The organism is Rhizobium sp. N731, assembly GCF_001664145.1.
GTDB classification, from domain to species: domain Bacteria; phylum Pseudomonadota; class Alphaproteobacteria; order Rhizobiales; family Rhizobiaceae; genus Rhizobium; species Rhizobium esperanzae.
In genome coordinates, this window is the sequence record NZ_CP013604.1 from 99,615 (window position 1) to 117,131 (window position 17,517).

13 protein-coding genes and 3 pseudogenes are annotated in these 17,517 nt (G+C 59.5%); 7 read left to right on the top strand and 9 right to left on the bottom strand.

Annotated elements, in window-relative coordinates:
* Nucleotides 1-2 precede the first annotated feature (2 nt).
* Nucleotides 3-812 carry an EscT/YscT/HrcT family type III secretion system export apparatus protein gene (locus tag AMK02_RS23745; protein ID WP_046977184.1) on the top strand — a complete coding sequence of 270 codons (810 nt, stop codon included), beginning with the start codon at nt 3-5 and terminating at the stop codon, nt 810-812.
* Nucleotides 799-1,596, top strand: a complete 798-nt coding sequence (locus AMK02_RS23750; RefSeq protein ID WP_046977185.1) for an EscU/YscU/HrcU family type III secretion system export apparatus switch protein — start codon at nt 799-801, stop codon at nt 1,594-1,596. The genes AMK02_RS23745 and AMK02_RS23750 overlap by 14 nt, the downstream gene beginning before the upstream one ends.
* Before the next feature lie 60 nt (nt 1,597-1,656).
* Here AMK02_RS23750 and AMK02_RS23755 read toward each other — a convergent pair whose 3' ends face one another.
* The 4 genes from AMK02_RS23755 to AMK02_RS31895 all read right to left on the bottom strand — a co-directional run bounded on the left by AMK02_RS23755 (nt 1,657) and on the right by AMK02_RS31895 (nt 5,784).
* Nucleotides 1,657-2,571, bottom strand: coding sequence for a pectate lyase (locus tag AMK02_RS23755; RefSeq protein ID WP_046977186.1), 915 nt, complete (start codon nt 2,569-2,571; stop codon nt 1,657-1,659).
* 42 nt (nt 2,572-2,613) lie between these two features.
* Nucleotides 2,614-4,545 carry a flagellar biosynthesis protein FlhA gene (locus tag AMK02_RS23760; RefSeq protein ID WP_046977187.1) on the bottom strand — a complete coding sequence of 644 codons (1,932 nt, stop codon included), beginning with the start codon at nt 4,543-4,545 and terminating at the stop codon, nt 2,614-2,616.
* Nucleotides 4,546-4,568: 23 nt separating this feature from the next.
* Nucleotides 4,569-5,531 (bottom strand): SctD/MshK family protein, encoded by a 963-nt coding sequence (locus AMK02_RS23765; protein WP_237358372.1) that lies wholly within the window; start codon nt 5,529-5,531, stop codon nt 4,569-4,571.
* A gap of 94 nt (nt 5,532-5,625) precedes the next feature.
* Entirely contained in the window at nt 5,626-5,784 is a 159-nt protein-coding gene (locus AMK02_RS31895; RefSeq protein ID WP_004672595.1) for a hypothetical protein, read from the bottom strand.
* Between the two features lie 254 nt (nt 5,785-6,038).
* Here AMK02_RS31895 and AMK02_RS23770 point away from each other — a divergent pair, with 254 nt between their 5' ends.
* Nucleotides 6,039-6,587 (top strand): hypothetical protein, encoded by a 549-nt coding sequence (locus tag AMK02_RS23770; RefSeq protein WP_008534289.1) that lies wholly within the window; start codon nt 6,039-6,041, stop codon nt 6,585-6,587.
* A 9-nt stretch (nt 6,588-6,596) separates the two neighbouring features.
* A complete protein-coding gene (locus tag AMK02_RS23775) occupies nt 6,597-7,010 on the top strand; it encodes a hypothetical protein (RefSeq protein ID WP_009995183.1) in 414 nt (137 codons plus the stop codon).
* A 4-nt stretch (nt 7,011-7,014) separates the two neighbouring features.
* On the opposite strand, the gene AMK02_RS23780 is transcribed toward AMK02_RS23775, so the two are convergent.
* Complete coding sequence (locus tag AMK02_RS23780) at nt 7,015-7,512, bottom strand: helix-turn-helix domain-containing protein (RefSeq protein ID WP_016737416.1); 498 nt, start codon at nt 7,510-7,512, stop codon at nt 7,015-7,017.
* Nucleotides 7,513-8,938: 1,426 nt separating this feature from the next.
* Here AMK02_RS23780 and AMK02_RS32610 point away from each other — a divergent pair.
* Nucleotides 8,939-9,286 (top strand): annotated as a pseudogene (locus AMK02_RS32610) (DUF4334 domain-containing protein); the annotation flags it as partial.
* 270 nt (nt 9,287-9,556) lie between these two features.
* Here the strand turns inward: AMK02_RS32610 and AMK02_RS23795 are convergent.
* From AMK02_RS23795 to AMK02_RS32270, 4 genes and pseudogenes are all read right to left on the bottom strand, one after another.
* On the bottom strand, nt 9,557-10,306 hold the full coding sequence (locus AMK02_RS23795) for a hypothetical protein (protein WP_004675991.1): 750 nt from the start codon (nt 10,304-10,306) through the stop codon (nt 9,557-9,559).
* 158 nt (nt 10,307-10,464) lie between these two features.
* Nucleotides 10,465-11,565 carry a cysteine protease StiP domain-containing protein gene (locus AMK02_RS23800; RefSeq protein ID WP_004675992.1) on the bottom strand — a complete coding sequence of 367 codons (1,101 nt, stop codon included), beginning with the start codon at nt 11,563-11,565 and terminating at the stop codon, nt 10,465-10,467.
* Nucleotides 11,566-11,679: 114 nt separating this feature from the next.
* A complete protein-coding gene (locus tag AMK02_RS32265; protein WP_011053330.1) occupies nt 11,680-12,813 on the bottom strand; it encodes a phosphoribosyltransferase domain-containing protein in 1,134 nt (377 codons plus the stop codon).
* Between the two features lie 878 nt (nt 12,814-13,691).
* Nucleotides 13,692-13,816 (bottom strand): annotated as a pseudogene (locus tag AMK02_RS32270) (IS481 family transposase); the annotation flags it as partial.
* 250 nt (nt 13,817-14,066) lie between these two features.
* Here AMK02_RS32270 and AMK02_RS23815 point away from each other — a divergent pair.
* A pseudogene (locus AMK02_RS23815) lies at nt 14,067-15,221 on the top strand (IS256 family transposase).
* 767 nt (nt 15,222-15,988) lie between these two features.
* Nucleotides 15,989-17,500: a tyrosinase family protein gene (locus tag AMK02_RS23820; protein ID WP_004668600.1), complete on the top strand. Its 1,512-nt coding sequence runs from the start codon at nt 15,989-15,991 to the stop codon at nt 17,498-17,500.
* Nucleotides 17,501-17,517: the final 17 nt, after the last annotated feature.

The window sequence follows — 17,517 nt, forward strand, 5'->3', positions numbered from 1 at the left end:
GGATGGGGCCGGATCATCTTCCGCTCGTCGGCATCGAGGTCGCGGCACCGGCCGCAGCCATGCTCGGCGCCGCCCGCGCGCTCGGGATACTGCTGATCTTCCCGATCTTCTCGCTGTTCAGCATCGTCGGCATCCTGCGTTTCGGCCTCGCAATCGGCCTGTCGGCGCCCTCCGTCGCCTTCGCTTATTCGACGCTGGCGCTGGGGGATACGTCCTGGTTCGATCTGGCCGCCCTTTCGATGAAGGAACTTTGCTTCGGGGCGCTTGTCGGCATGGGGCTCGGCATTCCCTTCTGGGCGGCCCAGGCGGCGGGTGATATGACTGATGTCTATCGCGGTGCCAATGCCGCCAATCTCTTCGACCAGATCAACGCGCTGGAAACCGCGCCGCTCGGTTCGCTGATGATGTCGATCGCCCTGGTGATTTTCGTCAGCGCCGGCGGCATCATCGATCTGGTCGCGATTTTCTACAAGTCGTTCGAGTTCTGGCCGCTCTTCAAGCTCATGCCCGCCATGCCCGACGATCCGCTCGACATGATCCTCGGTGTATTCGGCCGGCTGTTCAAAGCGGCCGGATTGCTTGCCGCCCCGTTCATGATCGTCACCTGCGCGCTCGAATTGTCGCTGGCCTTCGTTGGCCGCTCGTCGAAACAATTCCCGCTGAACGATAGCCTGCCGGCCATCAAGAACTTCGCGGTCGTGGTCATTCTCGTCATCTACACGGCCTTCATCTCCAGCTATTTCCACGATCTCTGGATCGACGGATTCAACGAGGTGAAAGCCATGCTGGAGGTGACCCATGGCCAAAAATGACGATACCGAAGAAAAAACCCTGCCGCCGAGCCGGGTGAAGCTCGATCGGCTCCGCCGCGAGGGCCAGGTTCCCCGCTCGAAGGAAATCCCGGTTGCGATCTCCGTTCTTGCCATCGCCGTCTACGTCACCTGGGGCTTGCCTGATATCCTCGAGGATTTCACCCGCAGTTTCGATAGCGGCCTGCAGTCCGCCGCGCGGGCCGACCTCTCCGACGCCGTCACTGTCGGCTTGAGCGAAACCGGCGTGGCGCTGCTCGATCTCATGTGGCTGCCGCTTGCCATGGGTCTTGCCGCGACCATCCTGGTGTCGATCCTCGACGGGCAGGGGTTTCCCGTATCGTTCAAACATATGAGCTTCGATTTCACCCGGCTCAATCCGTTCGAGGGCATCAAGAGGCTTTTTTCGCTCGCGAGCATCGCCGAGTTCGTCAAGGGGCTCGTCAAGTTTGTCCTGCTCGCCGCCGCCGGCGGCGGTGCGATCCTCTATTTCCTCAACAGCATCTTCTGGTCGCCTCTTTGCGGAGAAGCATGCACGCTCTCCACGACAGCCCATCTCCTCGGCTCGATCCTCGTCATTGCCGCCGGCATCATGGTGGCGGCGGCCTTTTTCGATATCCGCATTTCGCGCGCGCTGTTCAGGCACGAACACCGCATGACCAAGACCGAGGCGCGGCGCGAATACAAGGATACCCAGGGCGACCCGAAGCTGAAATCGGCGCGCCGGCAAATCGGCGCGGAAATGCGCAGCAGCCCGCCGCGCAGGCAAGGACCAGGCCGGCAATGAAAAGCGGGAGCCTAAGCCGCCCGCTTGATCTTCGCTTTGCGGTTCCGGTGGTCGGGCGTCTCAGACGCCCGATTGGTTGTCACCTACACGCGTCCAGTTCTTCACATCGTCCAGCGTGATATCGGAGAGGAACGTCACGCTGGCAAGCGAGCTGTCGGTGCGGAAGACGTTGCTGCCGTGGGAGAACGCCCCGCCATCGATGGTGACGTCGGCGTCGATCTGCTTGCCGCCGTTGGTGCGCACGAGCGTGGTAAAGCCGTCAGCGACGAAATCCTTCAGATAGAACCTCGTGTCGGCATTGATCTGGAAGATCTTGTCGGTCGCGCCCTTGGCGGAGCCACCGATAATAGTGACGTCGCCGGCGCTTTTTACCGTCAGCGCATCCTCGCCGACATTCTGCCAATTGACGTTTTCGAGCGTCGCGCCGCCATAGACGTGAATGCCGTCGGCGCCATTCTCGCCGAGATCGACATTCTTGAGCGTGGCGCCGTTCTTGAGAATGAACAGCGGCGATTGGGTTTCGGACTGGCCGCCATCGCCGAGCTTGGACGAGGCCGTATAGGTCGCGCCCTTGCCGTCGAACACGCCGCCATCCACGACGATCGGCTCGTTGACGACGATGACGCTGCCCTCTTTCGAGAGGTCGGGTTTTTCCGTCGTGGTCTGCAAAGTCGTGGCCTGTTTCTCGTCGGATGGATCCACCTTCTTGGAGTGGGATTGCCAGTTGATGTGCTTGCGCAGCAGATCCTTGGGGTCGGAATCCATGCCGTTTTCCGACGTTTCCCGCGACTTCGGCACATAGGAGGTCAGCGTCGGCGGGTTGCCGGAGAAATCTTCGAAGGGCGAGACCTTGCGGGTTCGGATGGCGGTGAAATCCGTGTCGGCCCTATTGCTGCCGCCAAGGCAATCGGACTCAAGGTCGAAACGGGAGGTTCTGTCGAAGTCTATGGGCCTTTGTCCATCTACGCCACACATTGCATTCATCCCCAGTTGGTCTCGTCTACTTCACTTGCTCTATCAGCCCGGCCTTTGTTTGGAGCCGGCAGCGTTCCGGATTTGCCCGATCTCTCCGATGGTTTCGATCGTTATATCCCTGTCGATCTCCTCCGCCGCCAGCACCGGAATGCGGCAGTTGTGGTGGATCATCAGCGTCTGGGTGAGCAGGCGCCACTCGCCCGGCACGATGATGATGGGATCGTATCCCCGCTCGTTGGCGTCCTCGAGAGCCTGCCTGGCTTTCTCGGCCAGCAGGCGCAGCCTTTCGGCTATCTCGATCTTCTCGGTCGCTCCAGCGGCGTCATAGGAGCGGATGAAGTGGTCCCATTCGGCGGGAAGCACCAGCGCCGGCAGCAATCCGCGCCGGTCGAGAAGCCCGAAGGCGATCTGCTTGACCAGCGCGGCGCGCGCCATTTCGGCCAGGGCATCCGGCGCGTGATCGGTGCCGGCGTGCAGCATCACTTCCAGCAGTCCGCGCGGCTGGGAAAGCGTCACGCCGGAATCCAGCAGGCGTCTGACGACCGCGACCGTCAGCATCAGCGGCACCTGGGTGGCGACGTCGATCGCCAGTTTGCCGAGACGCGGTTCGAGGCTGCCCAGCCATTGTGCCGCGTCGTCGACGCTGAACAGGGCGCCGATATGGCGGCGGACGATGCGCACGATGTCGTCGGCAATCTGTTCGGCCGTCCGTTCGGGACCGCAGCTGACGAGACCGGCGGGCACGTTTTCGACCTGAAGGTGGATCAGATCCTCGGCCATGCGGGGATCGGCGTTGAACGTCGGCACCGTCACGGAGACGCCGACGGCGCGCGCCGCCATGCGGATCCGCCCGTCCAGCATTTCGCCGAGCCGCATCGCCTCAAGCCGCGCCAGCGTTTCCACCGAGACGGTGGCGACGACGGGATCGCCATATTTCGTCCGGTCGAGCGGATAGGAATTGGCGCTTTCCACGGCATTCGCCGATCCGGCTGCGGCCGGGCCGGTGCGCCGGCGATGCACCATAAAGGCAAGGCCCGCCAGGCACAGGCCGATTGCGCCGAGCACGCCTGTGGGAAATCCCGGCACGAAGCCCGCGCAGATCGTCAGCGCCGCCGCAATCGCCAATGCGCGGGGCTCCCGGAAGAGTTCGCGGCCGATATCGCTGCCGAGGCTGCCATTGCCGTCATCGGACACGCGGGTCACGACGATACCCGCCGAGACTGCCATCAGAATGGATGGGATCTGCGAGACCAGGCCGTCGCCGATCGACAGCAGCGTATAGAGATGGGCGGCCTCGGCAAAGCTCAGGCCCTTCTGGAAGATACCGATCGCCAGGCCGCCGATGAGATTGACGGCGACGATCACCAATCCTGCGACCGCATCGCCCTTGACGAAGCGCATGGCGCCGTCCATCGCGCCGAAGAACTGGCTCTCCTGTTCGAGACGCGACCGGCGCTTCTGCGCGGCTTCCGTGCTGATATGGCCGTTGCGCAGGTCGCTGTCGATGGCGAGCTGCTTGCCCGGCATGGCGTCGAGCGTGAAACGGGCGCCGACCTCGGCGATGCGCTCGGCGCCCTTCGTCACCACGATGAACTGCACCAGCGCCACGATCAGGAAAATGATCAGCCCGACGACGACATTTCCCGCAACGACGAAATCGCCGAAGGCCATGATGATCTCGCCGGCATCGGCGTCCGCCAGCACGAGCCGGGCCGAGGAAATCGTCAAGGCCAGGCGGAACAGCGTGCCGATCAGAATGACCGCGGGAAAGGTCGCGATTTCAAGCACGCTCTTCAGATAGGTCGTGGTGATCAGCACCACGAAAGCGAAGGAGAGATTGAAAGCGATCAGCACGTCCAGAACGATTGTCGGAAGCGGCAGCACCAGCATCGTCACGACGGAGGCGAAAAAAACCGCAAGCAGCATATCGGTGCGCTGCGCAAGCATGGCGATGGCGGATGACCTTACCTTCATGATCCGGCTTCCGACGCCATCGCCTATTCTTGTTCGCTGCTGGAAATTTCGGCGAGCTTCGGCTCGGCATTGCCGGCAGAGGCGAAATTGACCGTATCGTCCTCACTGTCACGGGAAACGATCATCTGGTCTTTGCCGATCTCCTTGATGCGCCAGCCGCTCGCAACGACATCGCCTTCCTCGTAGCGGCGACCGTCGGAGCCGATGATGAATCTGACGGGCGTATAGCCGGCGGCGGCAACGAAGCCGTCGAGACCGGAAGAGAGGGCGGTGAGATCGACGATGGAAACGGAACCGCGCCGGCTCATCGAGGCGATGATGCTGCGCAGCTTGGTCTTGTCGGGCAGGCCGAGAGGCCGCGATCCTTCGCCGATGCGAATTTCGTCGGCGGTGGCGACGATGCTCAGATCTTGGGGAAGCTGCGCCATACGAATGGCCTGGCGGATTTCGGCCGCGATCGCCGCCGCCGCCGGCGCCGGTTCGGGTGCGGCGGAAACCCTGACGAGCGGGGCTTCGTGAGCCGGCGCATCGCTGTTGTAAAGGCCGGCCAGCAAAAGCAACGCCGCCAGCCCGAGAAGGCCGGCAGCCGCAATCCGGCGCGGCGCGAACCGCACGCGCCCGGCGCCGAGACCTTCGAGCTCACAGATCGTGCCGTCGAAGGAGATGGTCTGTCTCTTCGTAAGGGTCATTGTCCGATCGCGCGGGATGGAACGACCGTCGATCACGACGTCATCCCGCAACGCGGTCAACGACACCGTGTCGGAGCCGCGGGAGCGCTGCAGACTGATGGCAAAGGCGGGTTCCGGTTTGGCGCCTAGGACGATCAGGTCACAATCGGCGCTGCCGCCGACCACCTGCCGCTCTGTCGTCAGCGGCAGATTGGAGCTGCGCCCGGCGCGCGTGATGCGCAAGACCGGTCCGCCGCTGCCTGACGCAGCGTTGCCGGCGTTACCTCTGAATGTCGGCGAAGAGGAATCTAGATCCATAACCATCTTGTTCCCGAACCGTCCGTCGAGCGGCTTTTATTGTCTTCGAAAGCGGGGAAGCGAGACGGGCGAACCCGTCTCGCCATTGTTTCAATCAGCCTGGGCCGATCTTCTTGATGGCGTTTGCGACGCCGTTGATCTTGGTGATTTCGGTTGCAACCTTCAGGCTCTGCTCGGTCGCTTCGTTCTGGGCCGACTTGAAGGCGGAAATCGCCGAGCCGATGCCCGCATCAAGTGTCGAAGTACTAGCCATGTCTTGAACTCCTTGCATGGTTTTGGCGGCCAGAGCCTTGCAGAATTCAAGATCGAATTCAATAGCTTATGTTAAAAAGTTATTAATTCGCGATATGTACAACAAATGCGCGAAATGGATATCCGTCCTGTTCCCAGCGGACCGATGATCTGCAACAGTAGATCAGATAATTATTAATAGATTGGATTTCGCAGCCCCTGCCTTCATTCGTTCATTAGTTGTCGGGCGATATCCGGATCGTGAGGTAAACTCAGATGTTTGCGCGTTTTGTTTACATGGCCGCTATCGGACTGCTGGCCTCCTTTCCTCCACCGGCCGGCGCCAGCGAGCGGGAGGTGCGCCTGGATGTCGTCTCCCTGCCGCTTGGCGATGTCGTCCAGACGCTGTCCTTCATGTCCGGCATCCCGGTCACGACAGTCGGGACGCTGAGCGGCAAGGTCGAGCATTGGTCCGTCCGGGAAAGCGGAGCCAAGGCCTTTGTCAAGCTTGGCGATGCCAGCAATCTCTTCGTCGCCTATGACGGCAGCCGCATCATCATCGCGCCGAAGCAGGAGGTCTCCACCGTTGTCCTCGATCGCGGCGGCCGCAGCTGGAAGACCGAGCAAAACGCCATTCGCGCGCTGTTCCCGCTGCTGCCGGACGATGCGCTGCGTGAAGATCCCGCCAGCGGCTTGGTGCTGGTGCGCGGGCCCGCCGTCTTCACCAAGGCCGTCGAAGACGTGCTGAGCCGGCAGCAAGCCGACAGCATCAAGGTCATCAAGGGCGGCCAGCTGGAAATCCTGACGACGAACAACGGTGCCTGAGCGGCTGATATGAAGGCGTTGAAATCTCTCAGGCAGTTGCTGCAGATCCGCAGCCTGCGGGCGGACAATATTTCCCGCAGCCTCTCCGAGGCGCGGGCGGATGCCGAAAGCGCGCGGGAGCGGGAAACGAAAGCCTCCGAAGCGCTCGACATCGCGGCAAGCCGGGCCGCCGGCAATCCTGTCGTCGACGTATTACGCAAGAGTGGTGTCATCGCCGCCGCCGAGCTTCAGGACGCGCTGATGCGACAATCCGTATTGCGCAGCCATGAAGCCGATGCCGGCCTATCGCTTGCGCAACACAAAGCCGCCCGGCGCGCCGCGCAAGAGCGGGCAGAACACGTCGCCGCCGATTTTTCGCGAGCACAGAAGGCGGTATTGCGCGTCGAATTTTCGCTTGAAGCAGCGGAGAAAATCGACCGGTAGGGAGCTAAGAACCAGCAGATGAACCAACCGGCTTCTGTTCTTCCATCTCTTCATCGACAATCGAGCTGACGAGGGCAACGACCCGGCTGCGCACACGCGGAGAAAGGAGCAAAACGTCGTCTATCAGACGCCGTCCCTCCGCCGTGGAAATATAGGCAATCTTCTCATCGATCTCTGTTATGATTTGCTGGCCATGAGTGGTTTCGGGATCTGGAAGGCCTTCGAAAAACCTCGAAACAGGGATCTTGAGGCAATTGGCAAGCTCGTAGAGCATCGAAGCGCTGACGCGGTTCTTACCGCTTTCATATTTTTGTACCTGCTGCAAGCTGACCCCGATGCCGGCGCCGAGATCCCCTAGGGATACATTCGACTGCATTCGGCGGATACGGATTTGCTGTCCGACATGCCGATCAACTGGATGCACCAACTCGCGCGCTAAATTCGACTGTTCGGCTTGCGCAGGCCTCGAAGTCCGGACCTGTGCTGCTGCATAGCGCTTCATGGTGGACACCCCGATGGAGAGTTTCACGCGGTGCGCCCCCGCTGAAAACTCGCTAAACCCACTGATCGGGGAGTTGGAACACCGTGCTAGACGGTCCTGTGGCCTTTAGTTCCGAGGAACCTGGACATACGCCACAGGCTCCTCGACCGAAGGTCAAGGAGTGTGATGCCGTTACGGCCGGCATCAACCACGTGTAGGGGTTTCCACACCCCAGGGCAGCGCGTACTGCCCTATCGAAAAAGATAGCGGGAATCCGCCCGCTGCGCAACCGAATTCTTTACAAGATTCAATAGCTTCGCTTTACGCTCGGACACTTGCCGCAAAAGCGAGAGGTCACGCTTCGGGCGGTAAAGTGGTCAGAAAACCAAAGGAGGTGCGATCAGCGGAACGCCCATTGCGAGGATTGTCTGCCCACTCTCCCGGAAGAGATGACGATGACACCTGGGAGAGCGCGGACGTCGTGGCGATCGGGGAGACGGACGATACCGTCACCGTACTTCTCTGGCATCTGAAATACTCGCAGGCAGTAATGGGGCGCCGGGCGGACGATCTTTACCTCGTTTGCGGTCAAGCACAGAAGGGGGTGAAGGGGACATGGAGCTTGAAGAACCTCATCAACCACCTGACCGTGAGAGAAACATCACATCTTAAGGGCCGGGCCCGTTTCATTCGAGGCAGCCTGAATGACTTGGCCACGCTTCGAAAGGCTGCCCGACGCAAGTTCATCGAGTACCGGATCGGGATTGTACAGCCGGGTCTTAACGGTGAAAACATACCCGCAGAACATCTTGCGCTTCTGGGAGCGACTGCCACTTCATACTGTCTGTCACCGGGTGTCCCCTAATGACTGTCGCGAACCGCACCGATCCAGCTTAGCTGCCGGCCACCGTCTCCAGCGGCGCTACTTTCCATGACGGCAGGGCCGCCGCGAACTGTCACGGCCTTCTTTGGGGCTTTCGATATCGAAATTGACGTTGTAGCGGTTCCACTCTGTAACAGCGGCAGAGCCGCCGACAAAATCAGGGGTAGGAATGCTCGATGTCCTGCCGATTGTTGCGGCGGGTGCATAGCTGCAGTGCAACATAGACGCTGGCTTCATGGCGCTGGCCCGAGTATTGCTATTTTCATCGAAGCGATGCTTCCTCCCGCAACGCTTCGAAGTTTAGACGGCCCACTCCTCCTCCCAAAGGGACGTCTGTGGGAACAGCGGCACTCCTCCTCCCAGGTCGCCGTTCGGTTCTTTTAGGAAAGCCTGCCGCACCTCCTCCCGCGGCAGGCTTTTCTATTTCGGGGCGATGGGCCGTCAGAGCCCGAGATCAAGTTGGGACTGGGGTCGTGCATTGCCGATCGGAGGTCGTCAGCGTTGAAAGCGTGACGCCGAGCAGCCGCACTGGCCGCTTGAATGGATAGACAGTCGCCAATCGACGGGGCATCGTTCGATGGTGTGCTCGAAGATCTTGGCTGGTTCGGCAAACGGTTCACGCCGGACATGCGCGCCGATGTGCTGCTGTTTCGAGCGGGAGACCGGCGGCTGGTTGCCGTGGATCCCAAATGGATCCCGCTTCGGCTAACGTTGCGTTTTTATAAGATCGACAGGACGCGTTTGGCAAGCAACCAAGTTTTCCTATCTCCAGCGCCGGCTGCGGGCGAGGGCCCGGTCGCGTCTTTGAAGGCCATGATGTTCGGCTGCGTCAAGAGCGCGGCCATGGTCTATGACGATCAACCCATCGTCGACCATTTCCGGCGGATCGACGCCGAGAGGATCATGGGCGCGAAATTTCGCTCTGCGCAAGTAAGGCACGAACCGTCGAGACGGCAGTTCCTAATGAGCTCATCGAAAGGTCATATCATGCTGAAATACAAGCTCTACGTACTCGTGGTAAAAGCCGACGGGAATCTCGCGATCCTCGCCGCGCTTGCCATGGTTCTTACCGCGATATGGCGCGGCGTTTTACCCATAGGAAGTTTCTACTAAAAGACTGGAGGTGCAGGATCATTCCTGCACCCTCCTCACATATCACCACGTTCGCAGTACGCGTGTCACCTATCTCTCACGCGCAACAGCGGAAACGACAAGGTCTGTCATTTGAGAGTTACCCGGAGCGCCCCACCAGTCGCAGAGGGACAGGTAGGAGAAGTCGCTCACACTGTCACCGTAGCCGATCACTGGGCGACCTGGATGCTCCGTCCGAAGCTTTTTGAGCAGAAATTGTGAGGCCACCCGTTTTGAGATCGCAGGCGGAACTAGCGCAAGGTTATTGCCGTTGTGGTGTCGAACCCAACCCCGTTTTTCTCGAATGATCGGCACAATCTCTTCAAGGCGTGAGCCGTCTCCGTCAATCTCTTTGAAGACAACATATGTCGCGAGATCAGCTTCCATCACCGACCAGCACCGGATGTGGACGCCAAGTTCCCTCGCCTTGGTCCTGCCCTCATCGAGGAGCTTATCGAAAAAGCCGGCAAGCGGCCGGAGCTCCCTTGCGACGACCTCATGCCATTCGGCGTCAGGCTTGCCGTCCTTTTTGAGGATGACGGCACCGTTCGATACGATTGAGTAGCTTTCAAACGCGATCGTAACGCGCGAAAGAGCCTCAGAGCCGCGCGCCGTAACCGGGATGGCCTCCGTGGAGACGAGCAGCCACTCGACAAAGGCAGCTTGAATCTTCGTCATATAGGAGTTGCTTCCATTAATGGATTTGGACGCCAATACCAGATCGGCTTCCGCAATCTCCGGTATCTTTTTCTTGGTTTGAAACAAGGTGTCGTCGAGGTCCACCAGAGCAATGGGCTTCATATGCGTACTCCAAAATGCGACTGGTTAAATATTTGATCGATTGCCAGATGTGAGCTTTCGCGGATTCTCCATTGGCAATGAATTTTACGATACGGAATTTGTCACATCTCAGTTTCCTTGACCTGCGCGCCGAGCTCGTAAGTAGACATACGTGGAGATTAGGAGACGTGCCGGATCAGCGTGACGGCGCGGTAGGGGGCGATCTTTCTAGGGGAGACGACATACGGGACGCCTTTGTTGTCGATCAGGTACATGAGGGCCGCGAGTTCTGGATCGGTTGGCGACGAGACGTACACCTTTTCCGGCACACGTCGCAGGATGGCCCTGGTCGCCTCCGCAATGCCCGGCTTTACTCGGTTGATGTTCGTTACGGCGTCCTCCCCCATCACCCAGGCGACGGCAGCGGCGGCGGCATCGCGATGCGCCCGGCGGGTCTCGATACTCCAGACGCTCGGGATTTCGGTTGCAATCACAGTGGAGACATCATTCCACATACCATCCACGAATGATCGGGAAATATCGTGTTCCGCGAGATTATCCCACTGGACGCAGGCGTGGAAGTCACCGGGACCGACGAGGGCAGCGTTGAGGATCGAGCGGCTGATAAGCCCGGATACGGTGCATCCTAGCATTCCGGAGGGAATAAGCCAGTCGTCGCCCGATGCGGCGAGCCATGCGCAGCCGCAGGGGTCGGCCAATACAACTAGCCGCGCAGGCCGGTCTGAGTAGTCCTTGAAGCTCTTTTCGAGTTGGTTCGCAATTGCTCCTTTGCCCGTCCAGCTATCTACGAAGACGATGCTCTCGACAGGACGCCTGGCAAGAATGTGGCGCATAGCCTCGTCGTCAACGCCCTTGTCGCGAATGATCGACAACCCGTAGTGTCCGACGTCCCGGCCGAGTAAGGCGATGGCCCTCTTGAGAAGGATGCCGAAGGGCACGCCGGCGCGGACCAAACTGACAAGGGTAATAGGACCCTCGACCGACTGCACGATCGCGAGGGCGAGGCGTGCCGTCTCGGCGCCCATGCGCGGGCCACCAGTGGCCATGGCCTTAGCAAACAGCTCCATGTATTCGCGGGTCGGGGCCATCTCGGCGGAAATCATTTCCGAGTAATGCCGCCGCCCGGATTGGATGGCCTCTTCCCTCGTGGCCGTGTCAGTAGGCTGAATATCCACTCTCTTGAGAAGGAGCGTCACGTCGTATTCGGCGTAGGAGCCCAGTGTGGCAGGGGAGGCGATGCTGTCATAGGTATCCCCCATGGGAGTGATGTCCTTAGATAACGCGACAGCAGTGTTGTGTCGCCGTGGACTGGCGGAAATGTCCGATCGAGTGAGCCGATTTCGAAGCGGCAGACCGCATGGCCTAAGGCGGCTTCATTCACCTTCTACGTCTGAAAGGACAATGGGATCGCCCAGTGCGGACATCAGGCTGGCACAGACATTTTCCGGGCCTGTCTCCGAGCAGAGTATAATTTTCGAGTACAGCGCTGGATCGACGTTGTAGAGGTAATGTGGAACTGTTCCGCCGTAGTTGTCGGAGAACGAAAGTACTGAACCGATCGCGTGGCCTTTCGACAGGGGAGAACGCGTCACCGATGAATAGAAAACCTCAGCGCCCTCCTTTTCCAAGCGCTCCGCAAGCAGGAAGGGCTGCCACACGTGTTCGCCCGTTCCGAGTACGAGGGTAATCCCGTCATCGGCAGCGTTTGCATTGAGACCCTGCAAGTGATCGACGACGCCGAGACGCGCCCAGTCTCGAGCGACGTCGGGACAGACCTCGGGCCGCTTAGGACGGTCACAGGAAGGGACCTGCGGAGTAGCTGCCGTGAAATCCCCACGCGGAGTCCAACTGTACCGTCCGGAAACGATAGTAGCCTCACTGACTGTTCCCGTGATCTCCGCGCGGGCAGCGCCTTCTGACCAGTCGGTAAGCGTAAGTAGGACTGTGTGCTTCAGCTTCAAACGAATTTTTGCGGGAAGGGCAGCGAAGATGTTGGCAAATGTCTTACCTGTCGAAGCCTCATCGTCAACGAGTACCAAGCCGGTCGCACCATGAACCAAGTCGCGGAGCCTTGCCTCGCATGGTTCGTGCAGGAGGTGCCGCGGGGCATGGCTATGCTCTTCCTCAAATTCGCACAGCAGCGGCAGTTTAAGATCATGGCGAGTGGAGCAGATATATATTGCATCGCCGCGACCAGTGAGTTCGCGGAACCGCCGATGGACACCCGCACCAAGGCCAATGCCCGCTTCGGCTATTCCGATGAACAAAACCGGACCAGGAATATCGGCAGGAATCTGACGTGCAAGGAGGTCGAATGCATTTCCCATGACCGAAGGGCGGATCGGCAGGAATCGACCAAGAACCTTGGAAACAAACAGAAACGAGCGGTTCGGGTTGATTCGCTGCCCGAAGCCGAACATCTCGATGGGGGGTACAAGGCTTCGATCCACGTGAACCGAGATAGTGCCGTCGGCGAGTTGCGCAGAGTATGTTGAAGGATTCACCATTGCCAGCTTTCGAAAGTACGGACGTTTACCGTGGAAAAAATCCGTCCCATATGTTTCCGTGACGCCGCACGCTCATTGGCGTCTCGTTGACGAGCAGGGTAGCACTTACCTCTCGAGGCTCAGAGTGCATCCGCGCCACGATATCGCAGGAGAATTCGCCGGCCCTTGGCGCGAAGGCCAGCACGGCGCGAGCGCCTCCCTGGTTTCAGCTTCGTTGGGGCTAAATCCCGATCTGAGGCCTTCCTGCCCCGTCGATGCGGCTCGTGACCCATCTCCGACAAAGCGACTGGGGCGATAGAAATAGAGTTTACGTCAGTTCATCCTCGCTCTCTGCGGTGAATCAGTAGCATGAAGTGAAGCAAGGGACGTGCCACTCGGACATGCAGCACGAATGCGAGCTGAATAGGCACCAGAACTCGAATATTGCATTCCAGGTCTCACGCGGCAGATGTCCAGATTGCCGGGAAATTTCGTATTGCATCCATAACGGCTTTGGGCGACGGATTGCGGGACCTGCCATGGCAAGCGCGTGCGGTCGCGAAACCTCAGATGGCGGCGAAGCGCTGCAGTTAAGAGAGATGCTGGAGCGTATATTCGCCTAAACGCTGCTGACGTGGCGGTTGGGCCTTTGAACGGTGGACGAGATCAGCCGGGAAAAAAGGCGTAGCTTCATTGAAATCGGCAGGGTGTACCCCGCCCACTACCGGGGATCAGAGCAGGCCAGCCTTGGCCCCAACCTGCGATGATAGCAGGTGCCTGGGGCACCTCCAGCACGTCGAGGGTTCTGCATCTTCGTGTCAGCCAATAGCCGACAGTTCGCACCACGTTTGTATTCGCTTTGTCTGCTTTACGACAGACTTAAGTCTTGATGCCTGCACTCAGCCGTCGTTGTTCAGTCCCGGCATTTTCATGGAGCGGATCGAGGGTGAAACGTTCAGGCTGCGAAGTCTATGTCTTGCAGACGAACTCGTAGTGTGAGGCCCTTGAGGGTCTTGAGCCTGCGTGACCTGCCACTGAACTTTCATCCAGCGGCGATTAGAGCCTCGGCGGTTTTGATACGCCAAGTGGCGCGGTGTGAGCAACCGGCAACGCGGATCGTGTCCCAGCACCTGGTGTAGCTGACGGTAGGGAGTAAAGCCGAGCGCCCGCGCGCTTCTCGTTGCGCTGTAGCGGGTGATCGGCTTTGCGGGCGGCCATCAGTGTTTTCCGCTAGGGTCGGGTTGTTCAAGACCAACCTGACGGAAAGATCACCGATGACCAATGACATGATGAACGTGCGTTCGCTTGTTGAGAAGAGTGCCGATGCAGATTTGTTGCGTGAGATGATCGGTCTTGCTGCCGAGCGGCTGATGGAGTTGGAGGTCGGCTCGGCCACGGGTGCTGACTTCGGTGTGAAGAACCCGATGCGGCTCACTCAACGCAATGGCTACCGTGACCGCGATTGGGAGACGCGGGCTGGCACCGTCGAGCTTCGCATTCCGAAGCTGCGCAAGGGCAGCTACTTTCCGAGCTTCCTTGAACCGCGCCGCATGGCAGAGAAAGCTCTGACGGCCGTTATCCAGGAAGCGTATATCCAGGGAATCTCGACTCGTTCTGTCGACGACCTGTGGTGGACGCGACCTATCTCAAGGTCCGGCGTGGCGGCCGCATCGTCTCAGTCGCCGTCATTATCGCGGTCGGCGTCAATAACGACGGTCGGCGCGAGGTCCTGGGTATGGAAGTTGGCACCTCGGAGGCCGAACCGATCTGGACGGAATTCCTGCGCAGGCTGACACGTCGAGGATTACGTGGTGTGAACCTTGTTGTCTCTGATGCACATGAGGGCATCAAGGCTGCCGTTTCCAAGGTTCTCAATGCCACTTGGCAAAGGTGCCGGGTTCACTTCATGAGGAACGTGCTCGCGCATGCTGGAAAGAGCGGCAGGCGGGTCGTATCCGCCTTCATCGCGACGGCCTTTGCCCAGGAGACCCCGGAGGCAGCAAGCCGCACAATGGCGCAGTGTCGCCGATCAAATCAGGCCGAAAGTGCCGAAGCTTGCCACCATCATGGACGACGCTGAAGAGGACGTGCTCGCCTACATGACCTTCCCGAAAGAGTACCGGGCAAAGCTGCACTCGACGAATCCAATTGAGCGTCTCAACGGCGAAATCAAGCGACGCACCGAGGTCGTCGGCATCTTTCCGAACGACGAAGCCATCGTCCGTCTCGTCGGTGCATTGCTGCTCGAACAGAATGACGAATGGGCCGTTCAACGCGCCAGGTATATGACGCTTGAGACCATGGCCCAAATGAGCGATGATCCCCAAATCGGCCTGCCCCGCTGTGATGTCGGGTCAGGAAACGAGCGGGACAGCAGGCTAATACACTGCCCGAATTGCCCCGTGTGGACGGCAAGCGTCAAGCCTTGATGCCAAATTCAAACGGATATGAGTGGGGCTTCGCAGCTGCGGCGAGGTCTCGATAGGGTCCGACAGTAAGCCCGAATGAGTGGGCACAATGGGACTGAAAGTGGGATCACTTGGTGAGCCCGTTGTTCCCGCGCGGAGATCCCGCCGCTATTCTCGCAAATGTCGGACAGCCGCCGCCCTTTGTCGCATTTGTCGAGATCACGACAATCGGTTTGTCCCGCTCTGCTCTACGCACCCGTCAAGCCACGGAGTGGTGCCTGCTTCGCAGTTTTGAATTTGAGAGCGAGCGGGCTACGGCTCCGTCATTGCTGGGGGTCCGATAGCGAAAGCCTGTTCGAGATGCGTGCTTCTCTATCGTCGCACAGGGCGTTTTCAGCATCTTGGGCCCTCTCACCGGTCTGAACAACTGTTTCAGCTTGATCATTTGAGGTTTTCGCAACCGAACGTGCTTGCCGTGGCTGGTCGGCAAGCCGTCGCTCGAACGATCATGGAATGCGATACTAAGTTTTCCGGAATCTGGATTCCAACTGGAATGCAGGAAGACGATCGGTAGTAGCGTTTTTAGCTCGCATTTTACGCTGCATTTTCGAGTGGCACGTCGCTTGCTTCATTTCTCGTGCCGCCGATTCACCGAAACTCAGAAAGAGCCAACGCAAGCTCTATGGTGGTGCGAATTGCCCACTGCTCCCGCGCCCAGACGGCGCGGAACCGTCCTAAAAGCGGCATTAATCTTGGCGAAGGACAATTCAAATCCAAGGGAGAGTAAGATGAGCATCACACGCAGACATGTCATCGTTCAGGGTGGCGTCATTGCAGCAGGCCTGCTCGCCAGCGGCCTACCGGGGACAAAAGCCTTCGCGCAGATACCGTCAATCCCTTGGCGGCGCTCACTGCAGGGCTTGGCCTGGAACGACCCGATCATCGAGACCTATCGCGACGCAGTGCGCCTTCTCAACGCCCTTCCCGCCAGCGACAAATTCAACTGGGTCAACCTCTCGAAAATTCACGGCAGCGGTGACGTCGTCAAATACTGCCCGCATGGCAACTGGTATTTCCTGCCGTGGCACAGGGCCTATACGGCTATGTACGAGCGCATCGTTCGGCACGTGACCAAGAACAACGATTTCGCTATGCCGTTCTGGGACTGGACCGACAATCCGTACCTGCCCGAAGTGTTCACAATGCAAAAGACGCCCGACGGCAAGGACAATCCACTTTATGTTTCGTCGCGCACCTGGCCAATCACGCAGCCGATGCCGGACAATATAGTTGGGCCACAGGTTCTCAACACCATCCTAACGGCGAAGCCATACGAGGTCTTCGGCACCACCCGCCCCCAGGGACAGAACTCACTCGATCCTTCCTGGGTCACCACCAGCAGCGGCACGCAGGGGACGCTGGAATACACACCGCACAATCAGGTGCACAACAATATCGGTGGCTGGATGCCGGAAATGTCGTCGCCCCGCGATCCGATCTTCTTCATGCATCATTGCAACATCGACCGCATCTGGGCGACGTGGAATTTGCGCAACGCCAACAGCACGGATCGGCTCTGGGCCGACATGCCGTTCACCGACAATTTTTACGATGTCGACGGCAACTTCTGGTCCCCGAAGGTCTCTGACCTTTATGTTCCAGAGGAACTCGGATACAATTATGGTTTCCGGACCTACTTCAAGGTCGCGGCGGCGAGCGCCAAAACGCTGGCCCTGAACGATAAACTCACGTCCGTGATCGCGGCGACGGCGACCGATGCTGCAGTCGCCGGCGTGACGACCACCTCCACGGACAACAGCAAGGCGGCAACGGAAAACGTGCCGCTTTCGCTGCCGATCAAGATCCCGGCGGGCGCATTGCAGGAGATCGTCCGCCAACCGCCTCTGCCATCCGGCATGGATACAATGGATTTCGGCGCGGCACAGGAGCAGGCGGCCTCCGCTCCTCGTGTGCTGGCATTCCTGCGCGATGTCGAGATCACCAGTGCCAGCACGACCAGCGTTCGGGTGTTTCTCGGCAAGAACGACCTTAAGGCCGATACGCCCGTCACCGATCCCCATTACGTCGGTTCTTTCGCCGTTCTCGGTCATGACGGCGACCATCATCGCAAACCATCCTTCGTCCTCGATCTGACGGACGCGATCCAGCGGGTTTACGGCGGAAGGGGGCAGACGGATGGCGAGGCCATCGACCTGCAGCTCATTCCTGTCGGATCGGGAGCGGGCAAACCCGGCGCCGTAGAGCCCGCAAAGCTAGAAATAGCCATAGTGTCCGCCTAACATCCGGACTGGCTGGG